The sequence below is a fragment of the Mycobacterium sp. SVM_VP21 genome, from assembly GCA_024758765.1.
Lineage (GTDB): Bacteria > Actinomycetota > Actinomycetes > Mycobacteriales > Mycobacteriaceae > Mycobacterium > Mycobacterium heraklionense_C.
In genome coordinates this window covers 3,565,776-3,582,965 of sequence record CP101406.1, presented here as the reverse complement: position 1 = coordinate 3,582,965, position 17,190 = coordinate 3,565,776, and the positions used below count along the sequence as shown (strand labels likewise).

Below are 17,190 nucleotides of genomic sequence, written 5' to 3'. Positions count from 1 at the left end.
TGACATCGTCTCACCAGCCGAACGGTAGCGGATGGCCCTCGGCGAATCCCGCAGCTGACTGCACGCCCAACACCACCCGGTCATGCAACTCGGCCAGGTCGGCCGCTCCGACGTAGGTGCAGGTGCTGCGGAGGCCGGAGGTGATGTGGTCGAGCAGATCTTCGACACCGCCGCGTTCGGGGTCCACGGCCATCCGCGACGTCGAGATGCCTTCCTCGAACAATGCCTTGCGGGCGCGGTCGAACGCACTGTCAGCGGTGGTGCGCGCGGCCACCGCGCGTTTGGACGCCATCCCGTAGCTTTCCTTGTACGGCTTGCCGTCGCGGTCGAACATCAGATCGCCGGGGGACTCATAGGTCCCGGCGAACCAGGAGCCGATCATGACGTTCGACGCTCCCGCGGCCAGAGCCAGCGCGACGTCGCGGGGATGGCGCACCCCGCCGTCGGCCCACACGTGTGCGCCGAGTTCGCGTGCCGCGGTAGCACATTCGACGACAGCGGAGAATTGGGGGCGGCCCACTCCGGTCATCATCCGGGTGGTGCACATGGCGCCGGGCCCGACGCCGACTTTGACGATGTCGGCGCCCGCGGCGATCAGGTCGCGGGTGCCCTCGGCCGACACCACATTGCCGGCGACCAGGGGCACTCCCGGCTGCAGTGCCGCGACCGCGCGGATGGCTTGCAAGGCCTTTTCCTGATGCCCGTGGGCGGTGTCGATGACCAGCAGATCCACTCCGGCCGACAGCAGGGCTGCGGCCCGGGAGGTGACGTCGCCGGTGATGCCCACCGCGGCGGCGACCCGCAAGCGCCCGGATCCGTCGGTCGCGGGGGTGTAGATCCCGGCCCGAATTGCGCCGGTGCGGGTCAACACGCCGGCCAGGGTGCCGTCGGGATTGGTCAGCACCGCGACATCGACCGGCGCGTGCTCCAAAAGATCGAACACGCCGCGCGCCTCGGTGCCGACCGGTGCGCTGATCAGCTCGGCGTGCGCGACATCACGGACTCGGGTGAAGCGATCCACGCCCTCGCAGCACCCTTTGGTGACCAAGCCGGTGGGCCGGCCGTCGACCACCACGACCGCGACGCCGTGCGCGCGTTTGGTGATCAAGGCCATCGCGTCGGACACCGAGTCTTCGGGCGAGAGCACCACCGGGGTGTCGGCGACCAGGTCGCGACTTTTCACGAAGGCGATGGTGTGGCTCGCGGCGTCGATCGGCAGGTCCTGGGGCAACACCACGATCCCGCCGCGGCGAGCCACCGTCTCGGCCATCCGTCGGCCGGCCACCGCGGTCATATTGGCCACCACCACCGGGATGGTGGTGCCGGAGCCGTCGCGGGTGGACAGGTCGACGTCCAGACGTGAGTCGACGGCAGAGCGGTTGGGGACGATGAAAACGTCGTTGTAAGTCAGGTCGTGGGCGGGGTCATATCCGCTGACGAACCTCATCGGGCGGCCACCACCGGTCTGTCGGGTTCCGAAGAGCCCATCTATTCGCCTCCACACGTCGTGAGCCGGATCCGGCAGCCGCCGGGCGACGCCGCCCGCTCAGCCACGCTACCGCCCGCGCGACAACGCCGGCCACCACCTGAGGAAGTTCCCGGCGTGTGTCGAAAGAAAAATTGATCTTCCTCACAGCAGTGTCATGGGTTAAAGTCATGTAGACGTTTTTAAGGAGCGCAAATGACAGTTAGCTGCTACCGGCAAGGGATTACCCCCATGCTCCCGGTTGCAGCCTCTGTTGTGCTCGCGCTGGGCCGTGTAGACGGGCGTCCCCGCACGATCGTCGACCGGCGGGAATGCCGTGTCGAAGGCTACCTGCAGCGCAAGTTGCACCGGCAGTGGCGCAACCGCGGCTCGTAACGCTTCGCTCCGAAAGGAGATCCGGCGACGGCGCATAACTATGCGTATTTGCCCTCCGGAACAAGGAATTTCAATCGCCGCTACGGCTGTTGGCGAGCGGATCCACCAAGGCTGCTCTTCCGCGGGGACGCACAGTCGCAGGTGTCGCGCCGCGCTGGGACCGCACGGCCAGACGCGTGATGGCGATCGGCTGAGCGACCGCTGCCCGGACCGCACCGGGAAGCCAGCGCTCAGCAGATGATCCCGCCTATTGCAGTTAGCTCGTCCACGGCCCAATAACGGCTGGTGTTACTTAGAACAAGCTAAATGATTGCCAAATAACCCATTCCGCATACTGCCGAAAGAGGTCCGCGCCATGCAGGCAAGCCATGTTCTGTCTCTCACCGCCGGCGTCGCCATGGTCGGCGGCATCGCCGTTGTCCCGGTTCCCGCGCCGCCGGCCCCGCCGGCCGCGGCCGCATTCGACATCCAGCTCACCGCGCAAGACATCGTTATCGACTTCGTGCGGCACGCAGAAATGATCTCGCCGTACGAAAACATGCTCACCCCCTCTCCGGACCATCCTGGGGCTCCGCTCAGCGATCTCGGACAGCAACAGGCGTCCGACGTCGGGAACCAGCTCTTCAACGAGCTCGGCCAGGTCGCCGGCCTCTTCACCGGGCAGGGTCTCCGGGTGATGGAAACCGCCGCGCCGTTCGCTGATCTGGTGGGGATGACCCCGCAGTTATTGCCCCAACTCGACGAGGTTGACAGCGGAATCTACGCGCTCGATCCCATTGAAAGCCTCGGCGGCCGCATCGCGTTTCTGACGGTCGGAGCGTGGAGCCTCGGAGCGCCCCTGGGGTTGGCACTGCTGGCAGCCCCGGGCTCGCACGACGCGAACGGGATCGTCATGGGTGAAAGATTCGACGACGGTGTTCAAACAATGTATGACCACGCACTGGCCAACAGCGACGTCATCAGCAACAACGGCCAGGTCACCGATGTCGCGTTTACCAGCACAGCGTCGATCTTCACGTGGGTGATGCAGAACGTCGACAACCCCGATCTGCTGTTCTTCCTGGACCTCATCAGAGAGGCAAACAGTGTCCCGAACGGCCAGACGACCATTTTCCTGCCCAACACCGCCATCGTCGAAGTCGAGGGCAACCCCACCGACGGCTGGACGCTGGTCAGCTGGGACGGGCACGCGATCCCGCAGGATCCGGATCTGCTGAGCGGGCTGTTCGTCGATGTGCGTGATCTGGTCTTGCCGTCGCAGTCCGCGCTGTGGGACGTCTACGAAGCCGTGCTCAACGGCGATCAGACCACGATCATGGACTCGATTCAGCACAGCTTCGACGTGATCAGTTCGGCGCTGGTGCAGTTCCCCGGCGCGGTGATCGACACGATCTTCTCGGCCTTCTGAGCGAAAGGTGCTTGCCATGCCTGTTAGGTCTCTTCAGCGAATCTGGCCGATCGCCGCCAGTGTCGTACTCGCTGGCGCCGGCATCGGTTGCGTCGCGCCGACGTCGTTGCCGCATGCCCCGGTATTCGACATCCGACTGGCCTCTGACGAGAACCAGGACATCGTGATCGACATCGTCCGGCACGGTCAGCGGATGCCGCCCTACAACGACATGATCACCCCGTCGCCGGACCACCCGGGCCCGCCGCTCAGTGATCTCGGCGTGCAACAGGCCCAGGATGTGGCGAACAAGCTTCACGACCAACTTGGCGACTCTGTCGCGGGGATCTTCTCCGGACAGGCCATCCGCGACATGGACACCGCCGCGCCGTTCGCCGACCTGGAACACATGACCACGCAGATCCTGCCCGGCCTCAACGAGATCGACAGCGGCATCTATGCCGGCCAGCCGATCGCGAGCTTGGCCGGGTTCCTCTACCAGTTCACGCCGATGTTGTGGACATTGTTCGGATTGGTCCTGGCGCCCATCCCGGGTTCGGTCGAGGACCCCAATGGCGTGGTGATGGACCAGAACTTCACGGGCGCCGTCAATGCGATGTACAGCGCCGCGATGGCCAACCCGGTCGTCAGCGACACCGGTGACATCACCGCGGTGGCTTTCAACAACGAAGCCGACATCGCCGCCTGGGTGGCGCTCAACGTCAAGAACCCCGACATCTCGCTGCTGTTGCCGCTGACGCTGCAGACCATGTTCGCCAACGACGACGGATCCCCGATGTTGCCCAACACCGGCATTGTGCAGATCGAGGGCAACCCCACCGACGGCTGGACGCTGGTCAGCTGGAATGGGATTGCAGTCCCGGAGGACCCGGGATTGCTGACCAGCCTGATCATGGATGTGCGCGACCTGATCATCACGCCGCAAGTCGCGGCCTGGAACCTCTATGAGGCGCTGATGGGGGGTGACACAGCCACGATCGGCGAGGCGTTGCAGACCGGTCTGCACGACATCGCCACCACGTTCCTCGGATTCCCCCAGGCGGTGTTCGGCGACATCATCGACGCGTTGGGGAACCTCGGTGCCGCCGACGCGACTGGCTCGGCGCTGGCTGACCTGCTGGCGCTGATCTGAGGCGTAGCGCACAATGACCGCGATGGCGAACATGGCATGGCCCAACAGTGTGCGTGAGTGGCAAGACGGTGGCCGGTGGGTGTCGGGCGCCGCGGGCCGGGTGTTTGTTCGATCAGGAGCCGGGGACGGGCCGACGGTGCTACTGCTGCATGGTTTTCCGTCCTGCTCCTATGATTTCCGGGCGGTCGTGGCCCGGCTTGCCGGCCGGTCTTGGATGACGATGGACTTCCTCGGGTTCGGCTTGTCGGACAAGCCGCGCCCGCATCGCTACAGCCTGTTCGAGCAGGCCGACCTGGTGCAGCAGGTGGTCGAATCGGCTATCAGCGGACCGGTGGTGTTGGCGGCCCACGACATGGGCACCTCGGTAGCCACCGAACTGCTGGCCCGCGACATCGAGGGCACGCTGACCTTCGACCTGCAACGCGCGGTGCTGACCAACGGCAGTGTGATCCTGGAGCGGGCCAGCCTGCGCCCGATTCAGAAGATATTGCGCGGCCCGTTCGGTGCTATCGCGGCCCGGTTGACCAACCGGCGCAGTTTCGAGCGCGGGTTCGGCCAGTTATTCAGCACCGACCATCCGCTCACGCCGGATGAGGCCGCCGCGCAGTGGGCCCTGTTGACCCACAACGGCGGAAACCGGATCGCGCACCTGCTCTGTGCCTACCTCGACGAGCGGGTGAAGCATGCGCAGCGCTGGCACGGTGCGGTGCGTGACTGGCCCAAGCCGCTGGGTTTCGTATGGGGGCTGGGCGATCCGGTGGCCACCACCAATGTGCTGGATGGCCTGCGGCAGCTGCGTCCGGCGGCCGACGTCGTTGAGCTGCCCGGGCTGGGCCACTATCCGCAGATCGAGGACCCGCAGGCCTTCACCGACGGCGTGCTGCGTCTGCTGGGGTAACTCCTTTCCTTGTCATCAGGTGGCGCCCCTGTGCGGGCGTCCTCAATGAAGTGATGCGCAGGGGAGCGGCGTGCCCGCACCTGCCTGCTGCTTGGCCGGTACAGCTAACAGTCATACTGCGTAATCATCTGTGCTGAACGCGAATAGCTGATTCGCAGCAAATCATTTCCAGCGGATCGAACGTGCTTCGGTGCCGTCGGCTCAGCAAGTTCCATTTTGAACTACTAGTAGGGCATTTAAAATTTGCTGGTATGAGTCAATCACTAGTATTGGCAATGATATTGGCGTTGTTAGGCGTTGCTCAGTCTGAAACCTGGGAGACGAATTAAGAGCAAGCTATCGAAAAGTGCGTACCCCTCAGATTTACTGGCGAACACCTTGGCTGGCCTGAGCCGAGACCGATCGGAGGGGGCGTCGTGAATCTGTCACGCGGTACCAATACCGGCCGCTCGGCTTCGCTCGGTTCGGCCATGACGGTCAGCGCATCCACTCACCACAGCGAAGGGACACCATCCATGGCTTCTCCATACACGCCGACGCCCGTGTGCGCAGCACCGCGCACTGCGGCCGGGGCGTCTTCCTGCCCAACCATGCTCCGCCCCTTCGCCATTGCCGGTGTCTGCATGCTGGGGGCCGGCCTAGTCGCGGGTGTGGCCACCGGTGTGGGGTATGCGCCCTCGCCGGCCACCGCGCGTGAGGTGACCCTGACGTCCGGCGAGTCCGGTCTGCTCACCCCGTGGGTCGATGTGTTCAATACCGCGTCGGAAAACAGCACGAAGCTGCTCAACACTTTCTTCGAGGCTCCCGCTATCGGATGGCAGCAGTTCATCGCCAATATGTCGGGCTACCTGCAGGACTGGTTCAACGACCCGACGAGCATCAACGCCTCGATGCAGCAGATACAGGCGAACCTGAATGCGGTGACGACGGGCTACGGGCTGCAAAACGCCGACACGGCCACCACGAATATCGTCCTTGCGCACACCCTCGACGGCATCGGCAGCATCAGCCCGGGCCATGCGGAGCTTTTCTCGGAGATCCCCGGCTATATTCCGGCCGGCGAGCAGGCAGCCGCTATCCCCATTGTTAATTTTCTCGGGTCACCGGCCAGCGGGATCATCATGGGCATGCTGGGCCCCGAGATCAGCCCGTGGGTGGCGTTGGCCAACAGCATCAGCGCCGGCGACAGCCTGAATGAGACGTTGGCCAATATGGTCGGCGGCTATTTCAATGGCGCCACCCTCAACCTTGACAGCCTGCTGCCGACGATCAACGGCTTGGGCCTATTCCCGAAGGGGATGGCCATGGCCAATCTGGATATCGGGTTCGGCGGGCTGCTCAGCCCCGGCAGCGTAGGCCACAACGCTGACCCGGGGGTCGGTGGGTCGATCTTCAACAGTGTGGGCATCAACTTCACCGGTGTCCCCGCCATTCAGACCCTTGATGCTCCCAGCCAGCCGGTGGGTCCGTTGGGGGCTTGGGAGGGGTGGGCGCAGACCATTGCGGCGTTGTTGGGTTGGCATGGGTCGGGGTCGCCGTTGGCCGATGTCACCTTGCCGACGATTCCGACGGATTTCTTTGATGGGGGTTCTGCGGGCTCGATGGCCGCGGATGTGTCCACCGTCTGGCAGGACCTTCTTGCCGCCTTGTGAGCGGCCGAACAACTCCCCTCCTGAAGCTTCCTCTGCCCGGATCGGGCTGTTTATACGAAAGGTTTTCCGCACATGAGTCGTCGTCACACCCCCAGCAAGCATGGTGCTCACTACACGAAAGGGCGGCGCCGTAGTCGGGCGATTGGCTCCGGTGGTGCGGTGGGCGCGTTTTTGGCCTTCGGGATGAGTCCGCTGGCGGCGGTCCCGTCGGCCAGGGCCGATATTGAGGACCTTTTCTTCGATCCGATTATTGATTCGTTGTCGAGTGTGGATCCGGCGTGGGGTGCGGATCTGAGCTCGTTGGTGGGCAGTTTTGATCCCACGTTCGCCGCCGATAGTGCGGCGGCGGCAACAAGTGGTTCGGCGTCGGTTGACTACACGCAGTTGTTCGACCAGTGGATCTACGCCCCTATCAATACTGGTTTGCAGGCGTGGATCACCAGTCCGTTGGGGGAGCAGGTCGACAAGAGCATCAACACCGCGTTCGGGGTGTATTTGATCGGCAACGGTACCAACGGGACGGCGACCGATCCCAATGGTGGTGCCGGTGGATTGTTGTTCGGCAATGGCGGGACCGGCTATGACGCCGCCGCAGACCCGGGTGTGGCCGGTGGTGCCGGCGGCAACGCGCCGGGGCTGATCGGTGACGGTGGGGCCGGCGGTGATGGCGGTGCTGGCGGAGCTGGCGGCAACGGTGGTGCCGGCGGTGTTGTGATGGGCAACGGCGGTGCTGGCGGTAGCGGCGGTAACGGTATGGCGAGTATTCCTGGCCAAGGCGGCCAACACGGCTACGGGGGCACTGGCGGTAATGGCGGCGATGCGTCTGGCTGGCTGTTCGGCAACGGCGGGAATGGCGGCGCGGGCGGTCAGGGACTCAACGGTGCCGCCGGTAGCTTCGCCGACGGGGGCAACGGCGCCGGCGGTGACGGCACTGGCGGTGGCTACGGTGGCTACGGCGGTCGGGGCGGGTTCGTCTTCGGTGACGGGGGCAACGGAGGCGACGGGGGTGCCGCAGGCTATGGCGGTGCGGGCGCGGTCGGCATCGCCGCCCACGTCAACGGCGGTGTGGGTGGCGATGGCGGTGATGCCGGTGCTGGCAGGGTTGGCGGCGCCACGGGTTCGAGTTTCTCCTTGGGACGGCAGGGCGCATCCGGCACCACCCTCATTTCCGGCGCGGGCGGCGCCGGCGGCAATGCATACCAAGTCGATGGCGTCTACCAAGGCAACGGCGGCGCGGGCGGTGAGGGTGGCTGGGGCCCCTTTTCCTACGGGGCCGGTGCGGGCGGCACCGGTGGTGCCGGCGGGAATGGCGGTGCCGGCCTCAACGGCGGCGCGGGCGGCGCCGGCGGGGAAGGTGGCCAGAGCGCAAGTACTGCGACCGAACCCGCCGGCACCGGTGGCGCCGGTGGAAACGGCGGTAACGGTGGCTACGCCACCGACGGTAAAGGCGGTGCCGGCGGCGCGGGCGGTAAAGGCAACGCCTCCGTGGCCTTCGGCCTTGCCCCAAGTAATGCTGTCGGCGGTGCCGGCGGTGACGGTGGTAACGGCGGCAACGCTGCTACCGGCAACGACACCGTCCAGACCTCCGGTGGTGCCGGTGGTGCCGGTGGACAGGCTGGTAGAGGGCACGGAGGCTTAGGTGACGGTGGCAACGGTGGTGCCGGCGGTACCGGTACGTACGCCGGGGGTAATGGCGGCGCCGGCGGGCCTGGCGGCACTGTTGGGGGTGCCGGTGGTGCTGGGGGCACCAGTACCGGCTGGGACGATGCCAACGGCGAGCATTTCTCGGCGGGCACAATCTTCAGTAAGGGCGGTAACGGCGGTGCGGGCGGCTTCTCGGTGGAAGGCGGCGCGGGCGGCGCCGGCGGCTCCGGTGGCGCAGGCGCGAGCGGCAGCGACGTTGTCAGCGTGGGCGGCAACGGCGGTGCCGGCGGTCGCGGCGGTGAATATGGAAATCATCCCGCGGGTGACGGCGGTGCTGGGGGTGCGGGCGGTTACGGTACGGCTATCGGCGGGAGCGGTGGCGCCGGAGGTCTCGGCGGTTCCGGAACGGGCATTTCCGCGGCAGGTTCGGCCGGTGCCGCCGGTGGCGCCGGCGGTCGTGGCGGTGACAGCGGTGGCACGCCGATCCCGACCAACGACCTGCGCCTCGGCGCCAGTCACGCCGGTAATGGTGGCGCTGGTGGTGCTGGCGGGTCTGGTGGTACCGGCCAGGCCGGGGGTGTCGGCGGTACCGGTGGTGCCGGTGGTGACGGGGCCCGGGCTGCCGATGGTGGTGCTGGCGGTACCGGTGGGACCGGCGGGGCGGGCGGGTACGGCTATCACGGTGCCGGCGGTGTGCCGAACGCGGCGGGCGCCACTGGGGATACCGGTGGGACCGGCGGTGCCGGCGGTGCCGGTGGTGCCGGGGGCACGTCGGGCTCCGGTGCCGGCGGTGTGGGCGGCGCCGGCGGTCTGGGCGGCGAAGGTGGCACCGGCGGCTACGGCGGCGCGGGTGGTGTGGACAGGGCCGGCAACGGCCTCGACGGCGGCGCCGGCGGAACTGGCGGTACCGGCGGCGCCGGCGGAGATGGTGGCGCAGGCGGCGTGAGCGCCAGCGGCGCCAACGGGTCCCAAGGAGCCGGCGCCGACGGCGGGGCCGGCGGCACCGGTGGTGCCGGCGGGAATAGCGGCACCCCCACCGGCAGCGGGACGACTGGGACACCCGGTACCGGCGGCGCGGGTGGCGCCGGTGGCGGGCCCGGCTCCGGCAAGCCCGACGGCAGCCAGGGTGCCACCGGCAGTAAGGGAGCCGACGGTAAAGCCGGCTAGCCCGTGAACACTGTCCAATCTGCTCACGGAGTCGTCCACGCTGGCGGTCGTCGGGTCTTGGGGCCCGGCGGCCGCCGGCCCGGTGTGCCAGGAGGGTGTCGGTGAGGTCGATGCACGTCATCTCCTGTTGCGGCAGGCACCCCTGGATTGCACACCGTCGGTGCCACCGTCCGATGTTCGCCGCGACAGACGTTGTTGCCGCCGGATCTGTTCCAGCGTTTTGTCCCCGATGCGTTGTGGCGTGATTCGCGAAGGATTCCCGATGGCCTGCGTGTGGTGTGAGCCCCGCCGCGACTCACCGCTGCCGGAACGGATGTCCCCGCTGTGTCCGCGGGGTTGAGGCAGGCTCGGATGGGGGGACATGTGGTGCCGACCGCGGACACCCTGGTGGAGTTGTTGCGTCAGCAGGCGGCGCGGTGTGGGGAGAAGACCGCGTTCAGTTACTCCTATCACGGTGATGGTCGTGATGGCTGCGCGGTGACGTTTCGGGAATTGGATGCTCGGGCGCGGGCGATCGGGGCGGGGTTGCAGCGGTTGGGGGCTGGTGCTGGTTCGCGGGTGTTGGTGGTGTGCCGGCCCGGATTGGACGGCATTGCCGGTGTTTTCGGGTGTTGGTATGCCGGGGCGGTGGCGGTGCCGGTGGCCGAGCAGCTGAGCCCGCGCCTGGCGGCGGTGATCGCCGATGCCGGGGTGGGTTTCGCGGTGGCATCGCCACAGATGCCGGCTGCGGTGCGCTCGGCGGTGGACGCCATCGCCGGCTCAGCCCATGGGGCCCCGCTGGTGTGGTGTGGCCCCGAGGAGAGTGATGCCGATGCGTGGGCGGCGCCGGTGGTCGACTCCGACAGTGTCGCGGTAATCGCGTATCCGGCGGGAACGACGTGCTCCCCGAAAGGCGTGGTGTGCACGCACGAGAATGTGATGGCCAACCTGGACGCTGTTGGCGCGGCGGGGTTAGGCGATGACCGGGATGTGGTGGTGTCGTGGTTGCCGACGCATTCGGTGTGGGGCTTGATCGGTGTGGTGCTGACGGGGATTTTCTTGGGTGCCAGCACGGTGTTGATGGCGCCGTCGGCGTTTATGCAGAACCCGATGCGCTGGTTGGAGGCGGTGTCGCGGTGGCGGGCCACGGCGACGGTGGCCCCGGATTTCGCCTATCGGCTCGTCGTGCAGCGCAGTACCGCGGCCCAGCGTGCGGGTCTGGATCTCTCCAGCCTGTCGAGGGCGGTGCTCGTCGGGGTCGAGCCGGCGCGCGCGGCCACCGTGCAGGCCTTTGCTGAGGCGTTCACGCCGGCAGGGTTTGTGCGGCAAGCGTTGACGCCGGTGTACGGGCTGGCGGAAGCAACCCTGCTGGTGTCCGGTGGTGCGGAGAGTCCGGGGCCGTTGGTGTGTTCGGTGGATCGGGCGGGGCTGGGTGCGGGGTGGGTCGCTCCCGCATCCCCCGACGACGTGGGGGCGGTTGCGGTGTTGGGGTGTGGGCGTGCGCGTCAGCCGGTGGTGATCGTCGACCCCGACACCCGCCTGGAATGCGGCCCCGATGAGGTGGGGGAGATCTGGGTGGCCGGGCCCGGTGTGGCCCAAGGCTATTGGGGGGCGCCGGCGCAGACGGATCGGATCTTCGAGGCCTTTCTGGCTGACGGGGGTGGGGGACCGTTCCTGCGGACCGGGGACCGCGGCTTCATTCATGGCGGGCAGTTATGCGTGATCGGCCGTTGCCCGGATCTGGTCGTGTTGGGCGGTGTCCACCACTACCCCAACGAGATCGAAGCCACGGTGCAGGACTGCCATGCGGTGTTGCTGAGTGGGCGAGGCGCGGTGTTCGCCGACGACGCCGAGGCTCTGGTGGTGGTCCAGGAGATCAGCTGCACCGTCGACGGGGACGAGCTCGCCCTGTTGGTGTCGCGGATTCAGTCGGCACTGGTCGATCAGCATGGCGTTCGCGCGGATTCGATCCTGCTGGTGCCAGCCAGCGTCCTGCCCAGCAGTCCTGACGGGCAGATCCGGCGGGTGGCGTGCCGCTGGCAGTACCTCGACGGCACCCTGGACCCGGTGGCGCACTGGCAGGCACCCGGGCCGGCGTTCGGGCCACCGGCCGCCAACGTCGTCGCACTCGCCGCCGCCGCCGCACCGGCCCGCCGCCGGGGAGTACGGCCGTGAGTGGGGGATCAGGCGGCCGGTGATGGCCGGCGTTGGTGCGGGCCACCCCCACCGCGGCGTGGGCGGGCTGGATCATCGTGAACAGAAGTCCTGGCAGAACTACTTGGCGACGGTCTTGCGGATGACCACGATGCTCAATCGCCACCTGATCGATGCTCACCAGCTGTCGCTGGTCGACGTGCACTTGCTGGAGATCCTGGACAACGCCGCGGGCGGCACGGTCCAGATGGGTGTACTGGCCGAGGCGCTGTCGGTGCCGGCGCCCCGACTCACCCGACAAATCAAACGACTCGGGGTCCGCGGTCTGGTGCTGCGCACGGTCAGCCCCGATGATCGCCGCTGTGTGCTGGTCGCCATCACCACTGTGGGGCGAACGTCGTTGGAACAAGCCATGATCACCTACGCCAATCAGGTCCGCACCCACTTTCTGGGACAACTGACCCGACCCCAGATGACAGCCATGGCCACCAGTTGCCGCCAGATCGGCGAGGCGCTGAAACAGACTGGGGGAACGGGGCGTTGAGGGGTTGATTGGGCCAAGCTGCGGCGGGCGGATACGCCGAGAAGCTCGGGCGCCGCGTGTTTCCTGGGACTCGGCCCTTGCGCCAACCTTGAGACTTAGAGGGCCAAATACGGCACCCAATTGCCAAAATCGACGACAAAGGGCCGCATACGACCCGCAATCTTCGGATCGTTGACCGTGCCGAGGTCGCTCTCGGCCGTCACACCGTTGGGCGCTTGCCTTGTGGCGACAAGGTACGGGGCGTCCTTAGGCCCGCAGGTACAGGCGGTACGCCTTCGGTCGGCTTCGGTCCGGCGGGGTATCCACCGCCGGTGAGAGAGTCCTTCCCGGTGCGTGTCCCCGCCGCTGTGCTCGGAGGCAGGGCTTTCATGGTGCTGTCTCCTCTCCGCTGAACGGCCGAAACGAAACGCCGCCAGATAACTGGGATCGACTGTGCCTACGTGCTCAGTTCAATCGACTCCGAGCCGAAAGACGCAGTCACGGTAAGTCTCCCGCCGAGCGCAGCGACGTAGGACTGCAGTGTGCCTAGTTCGGTATGCGAGAGGTCGCCGCGTTCGAGCTTGGATACCCGGGCCTGGGACACGCCCATTCGGCTGGCGATGTCAGCCTGCCTCAACATGCCTAGCGTCTTGCGTAGCTCGGCGAGGCGATGAGCGTGCACTGCCTCCTCGGCTTCCTTACGCACGTTCTCGACGCGCTGCGGGTCGAGAAGTCCGCTCGACACCGCCTCAGCACGGATCTCGCGCCAGTTGCGAGCCATGTCATTCACCTCCTGATTTCAGCCAGTTTTCGTAGCGTTGTTCTGCGATGGGGATGTTGTCCGAGTACCACTGTTTCCACTCGCCTGCCTTGTCGCCGCCGACGAGCAGGATCGCTTGCCGGTGCGGGTCGAAAATGAACAGCACCCGGATGCTGGTCCCGGCCGGTCGCAACTGCTTCATGTGGTGGTGATCCTTCGACCCCTTGATTCGGTCCACCAGCGGTCTCCCGGCCGTGGGGCCGTAGGCCTGCAGGTAATCGATGGCACCGCTTCAGCGGTCGTCGCCGGGAGGGAGAGGAACCACGCGTCCACCTCCTCGACCAGGACGATCTCCCATACTAGGCAAGTATAACTTCAGCGTTATGTAAACGCTAGACGTTTGCCGGAGAGATCGATGACCGCTGATATGACCCCGGACCAGGAATATGAGTTCTATGCGTACCCGGAGAACCAGGAGCCGCAGGGCCCGCCCGTTCGCCGACGCGGGCGCATGTCCGCGCCCATCCCGGTGCGGCTGCCCCGGGGGGCTTAACGAGCTGTCCTCCGCCGGCTAAACCGGCACTTCGCTGCGGTCGGCGCTCCACAGCGTGTGGTACTTACCCTCCGAGTCCGTCCGGCCGTAGCTGTGCGCACCGAAGAAGTCGCGCTGGGCCTGGGTCAGCGCAGCCGGCAACCGCTCGGTCCGCAGGCCGTCGTAGTAGGCCAGGGCCGAGGAGAAACCGGGGGCCGGGATACCCAGGCTCACCGCCGTGGCCACCACCCGCCGCCAGGAGTCGATCGCAGCCTCGACCGCGCTGCGGAAGTACGGCGCGGCGAGCAGGCTCACCAGGTCGGCGTCGGTGTCGAAGGCCTCTTTGATGCGGTTGAGGAACTTCGCGCGAATGATGCAGCCGCCCCGCCAGATGGTCGCCAGGTCTCCCGGGGTCACGTTCCAGCCGTACTCGGCGCTGCCGGCCTGAATCTGGTTGAAGCCCTGCGCATACGCGACGATCTTGGAGGCGTACAGCGCCTGGCGAACGTCCTCGGTGAACCGGGCCGGGTCCGAGGGGCGCTCGCCGAGGCTTCCGGCGGCCAGACCCACCGCAGCGCGACGCTGCGGGACCGATCCCGACAGCGCCCGGGCGAACACCGCCTCGGCGATACCGGTGACCGGAACCCCCAGGTCCAGAGCCGACTTCACGGTCCAGCGTCCGGTGCCCTTCTGCTCGGCTTCGTCGACGATGACGTCGACCAGCGGCTGGCCGGTCTTGGCGTCGACCTGCCGCAGCACCTCGGCGGTGATCTCGACCAGGTAGCTGTCCAGCTCCCCGGCATTCCACTCGGTGAACACCTCGGCGATCTGCGGTGCGGCCAGTCCCAACCCGTCGCGCAGCAGCTGGTATGCCTCGCCGATGAGCTGCATGTCGGAGTACTCGATGCCGTTGTGCACCATCTTGACGAAGTGCCCTGCGCCGTCCGGCCCGATGTGGGTGCAGCACGGCACTCCGTCGACGTGGGCCGAGATCTCTTCCAGCAGCGGGCCCAGCGACTCGTAGGACTTTTTGGGGCCGCCCGGCATGATCGAGGGTCCGTTCAGTGCGCCTTCCTCGCCGCCAGAGATCCCGGCCCCGACGAAGTGCAGGCCGCGCGCGGCCATCGCCTTCTCCCGGCGGATGGTGTCGGTGTAGAGAGCGTTGCCGCCGTCGATGATGATGTCGCCGGGCTCCATCGCGTCGGCGAGTTCGTTGATGACGGCGTCGGTCGGGTCACCGGCCTTGACCATGATCAGCACTCGGCGCGGCTTCTCTAGGGCGGCAAGGAATTCCGGAATCGACTCGCTGCGCACGAAGCTGCCTTCGGAACCGTAGGCGTCGAGCAGCGCGTCCGTTTTGGCGACCGACCGGTTGTGCAGCGCCACGGTGTAGCCATGGCGGGCGAAGTTGCGCGCGATGTTGGATCCCATGACTGCCAGTCCGGTCACGCCGATCTGGGCGGTGCCAACAACTTCCGACGCGCTCATGTATTCGCCTCTCGGTGGTAGGTGATTCGATGCCCGGCACGCCGGGCGGCGCGGGTTACCCCGCGATCAGTCGGTGCAGCTCGGTGAGCCACGGTACCGCCAGTGCCACGGTGGGCACCGTCAGCACCCCGGCTGCGGCCGAATAGGCGGCAGCGGCCAGCGCTGGACTGTTCCCCTGCCCCGACAACCGCTGCACGCGCAACACCGTGTTGGTTCCGCCGGCCGCCAGCGCGCCGGCGGGGACTCTGGTTGAGGCACAGGCCACCAGGGCGCGGGCCAGGGGAGGAGCGCCGGCCACCCGAACGGCCGCGTCGTCGGCGAGCAGTTCGATCAACAGCCGCACCGCGTCCAGGGCGCTGGCGCTTCGCACGAACCAGGGGAACGCGGTGTGCACGGCCGAGAACGCCTCGAGTACCAAGTCGTGCCGTGCCCGCAGATGGGCCCGCTCATGGCAGAGCAGCGCGGCCAGCTCGGTGTCACCCAGCGCGTCCAGCGTGCCGGAACTGACCACCACCCGGCTCCGCACCCCGGGCAGGCAGTACGCGAGTGGTTGCATCACCTGCAGAATGCGCAGTCCACTGGTGCGCAGGGCGGGCGGTCGGTCGGTGACACTGACCAGGTCGACGAGCATGCGGTGGTGGGCCCGGCGTTGCCGGGTGCGGATCGCGACCCGCAACACCGTCCACGTGAGGCGCATCCCGACCATCAGGGTCAGCACGAAGACCGCGACGTAGAAGGTCCACAGGGGCCAACCCAAGCGATCCAGGGAACCGAGGATCGTCGAGGTGGGCTGGCCGTCCGGGCCGGGCATCAGCAGGCGGCTCGCGGTGGCCAGACCGGCGCTGAACGCGGACAGCACCGCGGCAAGGGCGATGGCCTGCCAGAGCACCAACGCGGCCCGCGGAGCGCGGAGCGGCCAGTCAGCGCGCGCCAGCAGGGCGGGTACCGGCCCCACGAGCAACAGCGCGACGATGGAAAAGGCCAGCGCGCACACGCCGTAAGTCTCCCTCAGGACCCAGGTCGGCCGCTACCTGGGAGGCGGATGCGATGTTTGGCCTCCAACTCGTCGAGCGCACGGCGCAACGCGTCAGCCTCGTCGACGCCGACGCGTTCGACGAAATGCACCAGCGCCGCCCGGCGGTCTCCGGAGTCAGCGGCCTGATCGAGTGCCTCCACCATCAGCCCGGCAACCAATTCGTCGCGGCCCCGGACCGGTGTGTAGCGGTGTGCACGGTCATCGCGAATCTGCGACACCAGGTTCTTCTTGGCCAGCCGCTGCAGCACCGTCATCACGGTGGTGTAGGCCAGGTCGCGCTGCGCGGATAGCGCCTCGTGGACCTCGCGCACTGTCTGAGACTCCGGCGATGACCACAGGTGGTCCATCACCGCTCGTTCCAAGTCCCCTAAATGGGTCTGCTTCGCCATGTTTGTTATCAACTCCCCGGGCAACGGAGCAAGCCTACCCTTAATTACTACCGGGCGTCGTATCAGAAGCTGAGGGTCTGCTGCGACCCAGGTGTGAGGGGAACGGATCGCCCAGGAGGGCCCAAGCGGGCATCGTGTAAAACCATCAACATGGCTGCCACCGGATTTCCGTCCGACTTCTCCGCGCCCTTCGACTCCGAGATCGGCCTGGTCTACACCGACATTGGCCCAGACGGTGCACACGCGCAATTGGAGCTGCAGCCCAAGCTCTGCCAGCCGGCGGGCATCGTGCACGGCGGGGTGTACTGCTCGATCATCGAAAGCGTGGCCAGCGTCTCGGCACATACCTGGCTCAACCGCGACGGTGGCGATCCGGTCGGCACCGTCGTCGGGGTCAACAACAACACCGACTTCCTGCGAGCGGTCTCCTCGGGGACCGTCCACGCCGCGTCCACCCCGATCCATCGCGGCCGGCGCCAGCAGCTGTGGTTGGTGACGATCACCGATGCCGACAAGCGCGTGCTCGCCCGCGGCCAGGTCCGGTTGCAGAACCTGTCGGGTTAGCTT

General features: G+C 67.1%; 13 protein-coding genes and 1 pseudogene. 8 read left to right on the top strand and 6 right to left on the bottom strand.

All coding sequences use genetic code 11. From position 1 onward, the window contains the following. Positions 1–10: 10 nt before the first annotated feature. The gene (locus NM962_16775) at positions 11–1,447 is read right to left on the bottom strand and encodes a GuaB1 family IMP dehydrogenase-related protein (protein ID UVO11589.1); all 1,437 of its coding nucleotides are present in this window, start codon (positions 1,445–1,447) and stop codon (positions 11–13) included. Between the two features lie 769 nt (positions 1,448–2,216). On the opposite strand from NM962_16775, the gene NM962_16770 reads away from it, so the two are divergent. The 7 genes from NM962_16770 to NM962_16740 all read left to right on the top strand — a co-directional run bounded on the left by NM962_16770 (position 2,217) and on the right by NM962_16740 (position 12,439). After that, a complete protein-coding gene (locus tag NM962_16770) occupies positions 2,217–3,269 on the top strand; it encodes a phosphoglycerate mutase family protein (protein UVO11588.1) in 1,053 nt (350 codons plus the stop codon). A gap of 16 nt (positions 3,270–3,285) precedes the next feature. Next, on the top strand, positions 3,286–4,401 hold the full coding sequence (locus tag NM962_16765; GenBank protein UVO11587.1) for a histidine phosphatase family protein: 1,116 nt from the start codon (positions 3,286–3,288) through the stop codon (positions 4,399–4,401). A gap of 31 nt (positions 4,402–4,432) precedes the next feature. After that, on the top strand, positions 4,433–5,299 hold the full coding sequence (locus NM962_16760; protein UVO14787.1) for an alpha/beta hydrolase: 867 nt from the start codon (positions 4,433–4,435) through the stop codon (positions 5,297–5,299). Positions 5,300–5,889: 590 nt separating this feature from the next. Next, a complete protein-coding gene (gene gjpA / locus NM962_16755; protein ID UVO11586.1) occupies positions 5,890–6,951 on the top strand; it encodes an outer membrane porin GjpA in 1,062 nt (353 codons plus the stop codon). Positions 6,952–7,023: 72 nt separating this feature from the next. After that, a complete protein-coding gene (locus tag NM962_16750) occupies positions 7,024–9,762 on the top strand; it encodes a hypothetical protein (GenBank protein ID UVO14937.1) in 2,739 nt (912 codons plus the stop codon). A 351-nt stretch (positions 9,763–10,113) separates the two neighbouring features. Beyond that, positions 10,114–11,916 carry a fatty acyl-AMP ligase gene (locus tag NM962_16745; GenBank protein ID UVO11585.1) on the top strand — a complete coding sequence of 601 codons (1,803 nt, stop codon included), beginning with the start codon at positions 10,114–10,116 and terminating at the stop codon, positions 11,914–11,916. A gap of 22 nt (positions 11,917–11,938) precedes the next feature. After that, positions 11,939–12,439: a MarR family transcriptional regulator gene (locus NM962_16740; protein ID UVO11584.1), complete on the top strand. Its 501-nt coding sequence runs from the start codon at positions 11,939–11,941 to the stop codon at positions 12,437–12,439. Between the two features lie 436 nt (positions 12,440–12,875). Here the strand turns inward: NM962_16740 and NM962_16735 are convergent, their stop codons facing one another. The 5 genes and pseudogenes from NM962_16735 to NM962_16715 form a co-directional block, all read right to left on the bottom strand. Next, a complete protein-coding gene (locus NM962_16735; GenBank protein UVO11583.1) occupies positions 12,876–13,199 on the bottom strand; it encodes a helix-turn-helix domain-containing protein in 324 nt (107 codons plus the stop codon). A gap of 1 nt (position 13,200) precedes the next feature. Further along, positions 13,201–13,529, bottom strand: a pseudogene (locus NM962_16730) (type II toxin-antitoxin system RelE/ParE family toxin). A gap of 220 nt (positions 13,530–13,749) precedes the next feature. Continuing rightward, positions 13,750–15,198, bottom strand: a complete 1,449-nt coding sequence (gndA, locus tag NM962_16725) for an NADP-dependent phosphogluconate dehydrogenase (protein UVO11582.1) — start codon at positions 15,196–15,198, stop codon at positions 13,750–13,752. A gap of 55 nt (positions 15,199–15,253) precedes the next feature. Further along, the gene (locus tag NM962_16720; protein UVO11581.1) at positions 15,254–16,192 is read right to left on the bottom strand and encodes a M56 family metallopeptidase; all 939 of its coding nucleotides are present in this window, start codon (positions 16,190–16,192) and stop codon (positions 15,254–15,256) included. A 14-nt stretch (positions 16,193–16,206) separates the two neighbouring features. Then, positions 16,207–16,623, bottom strand: a complete 417-nt coding sequence (locus tag NM962_16715; protein ID UVO11580.1) for a BlaI/MecI/CopY family transcriptional regulator — start codon at positions 16,621–16,623, stop codon at positions 16,207–16,209. Between the two features lie 150 nt (positions 16,624–16,773). Here NM962_16715 and NM962_16710 point away from each other — a divergent pair, with 150 nt between their 5' ends. After that, positions 16,774–17,187 (top strand): PaaI family thioesterase, encoded by a 414-nt coding sequence (locus NM962_16710; GenBank protein UVO11579.1) that lies wholly within the window; start codon positions 16,774–16,776, stop codon positions 17,185–17,187. Positions 17,188–17,190: the final 3 nt, after the last annotated feature.

What these genes read in the sequence shown, in the direction of transcription:
- NM962_16770 (UVO11588.1), top strand. Translation starts at nt 2,217, where the DNA reads ATGCAGGCAAGCCATGTTCTGTCTCTCACCGCCGGCGTCGCCATGGTC.
- NM962_16765 (UVO11587.1), top strand. Translation starts at nt 3,286, where the DNA reads ATGCCTGTTAGGTCTCTTCAGCGAATCTGGCCGATCGCCGCCAGTGTC.
- NM962_16715 (UVO11580.1), bottom strand. Translation starts at nt 16,623, where the DNA reads ATGGCGAAGCAGACCCATTTAGGGGACTTGGAACGAGCGGTGATGGAC.
- NM962_16710 (UVO11579.1), top strand. Translation starts at nt 16,774, where the DNA reads ATGGCTGCCACCGGATTTCCGTCCGACTTCTCCGCGCCCTTCGACTCC.
- NM962_16745 (UVO11585.1), top strand. Translation starts at nt 10,114, where the DNA reads ATGGGGGGACATGTGGTGCCGACCGCGGACACCCTGGTGGAGTTGTTG.
- gndA (UVO11582.1), bottom strand. Translation starts at nt 15,198, where the DNA reads ATGAGCGCGTCGGAAGTTGTTGGCACCGCCCAGATCGGCGTGACCGGA.
- NM962_16750 (UVO14937.1), top strand. Translation starts at nt 7,024, where the DNA reads ATGAGTCGTCGTCACACCCCCAGCAAGCATGGTGCTCACTACACGAAA.
- gjpA (UVO11586.1), top strand. Translation starts at nt 5,890, where the DNA reads ATGCTCCGCCCCTTCGCCATTGCCGGTGTCTGCATGCTGGGGGCCGGC.
- NM962_16760 (UVO14787.1), top strand. Translation starts at nt 4,433, where the DNA reads ATGGCATGGCCCAACAGTGTGCGTGAGTGGCAAGACGGTGGCCGGTGG.
- NM962_16775 (UVO11589.1), bottom strand. Translation starts at nt 1,447, where the DNA reads ATGAGGTTCGTCAGCGGATATGACCCCGCCCACGACCTGACTTACAAC.
- NM962_16735 (UVO11583.1), bottom strand. Translation starts at nt 13,199, where the DNA reads ATGGCTCGCAACTGGCGCGAGATCCGTGCTGAGGCGGTGTCGAGCGGA.
- NM962_16740 (UVO11584.1), top strand. Translation starts at nt 11,939, where the DNA reads ATGGCCGGCGTTGGTGCGGGCCACCCCCACCGCGGCGTGGGCGGGCTG.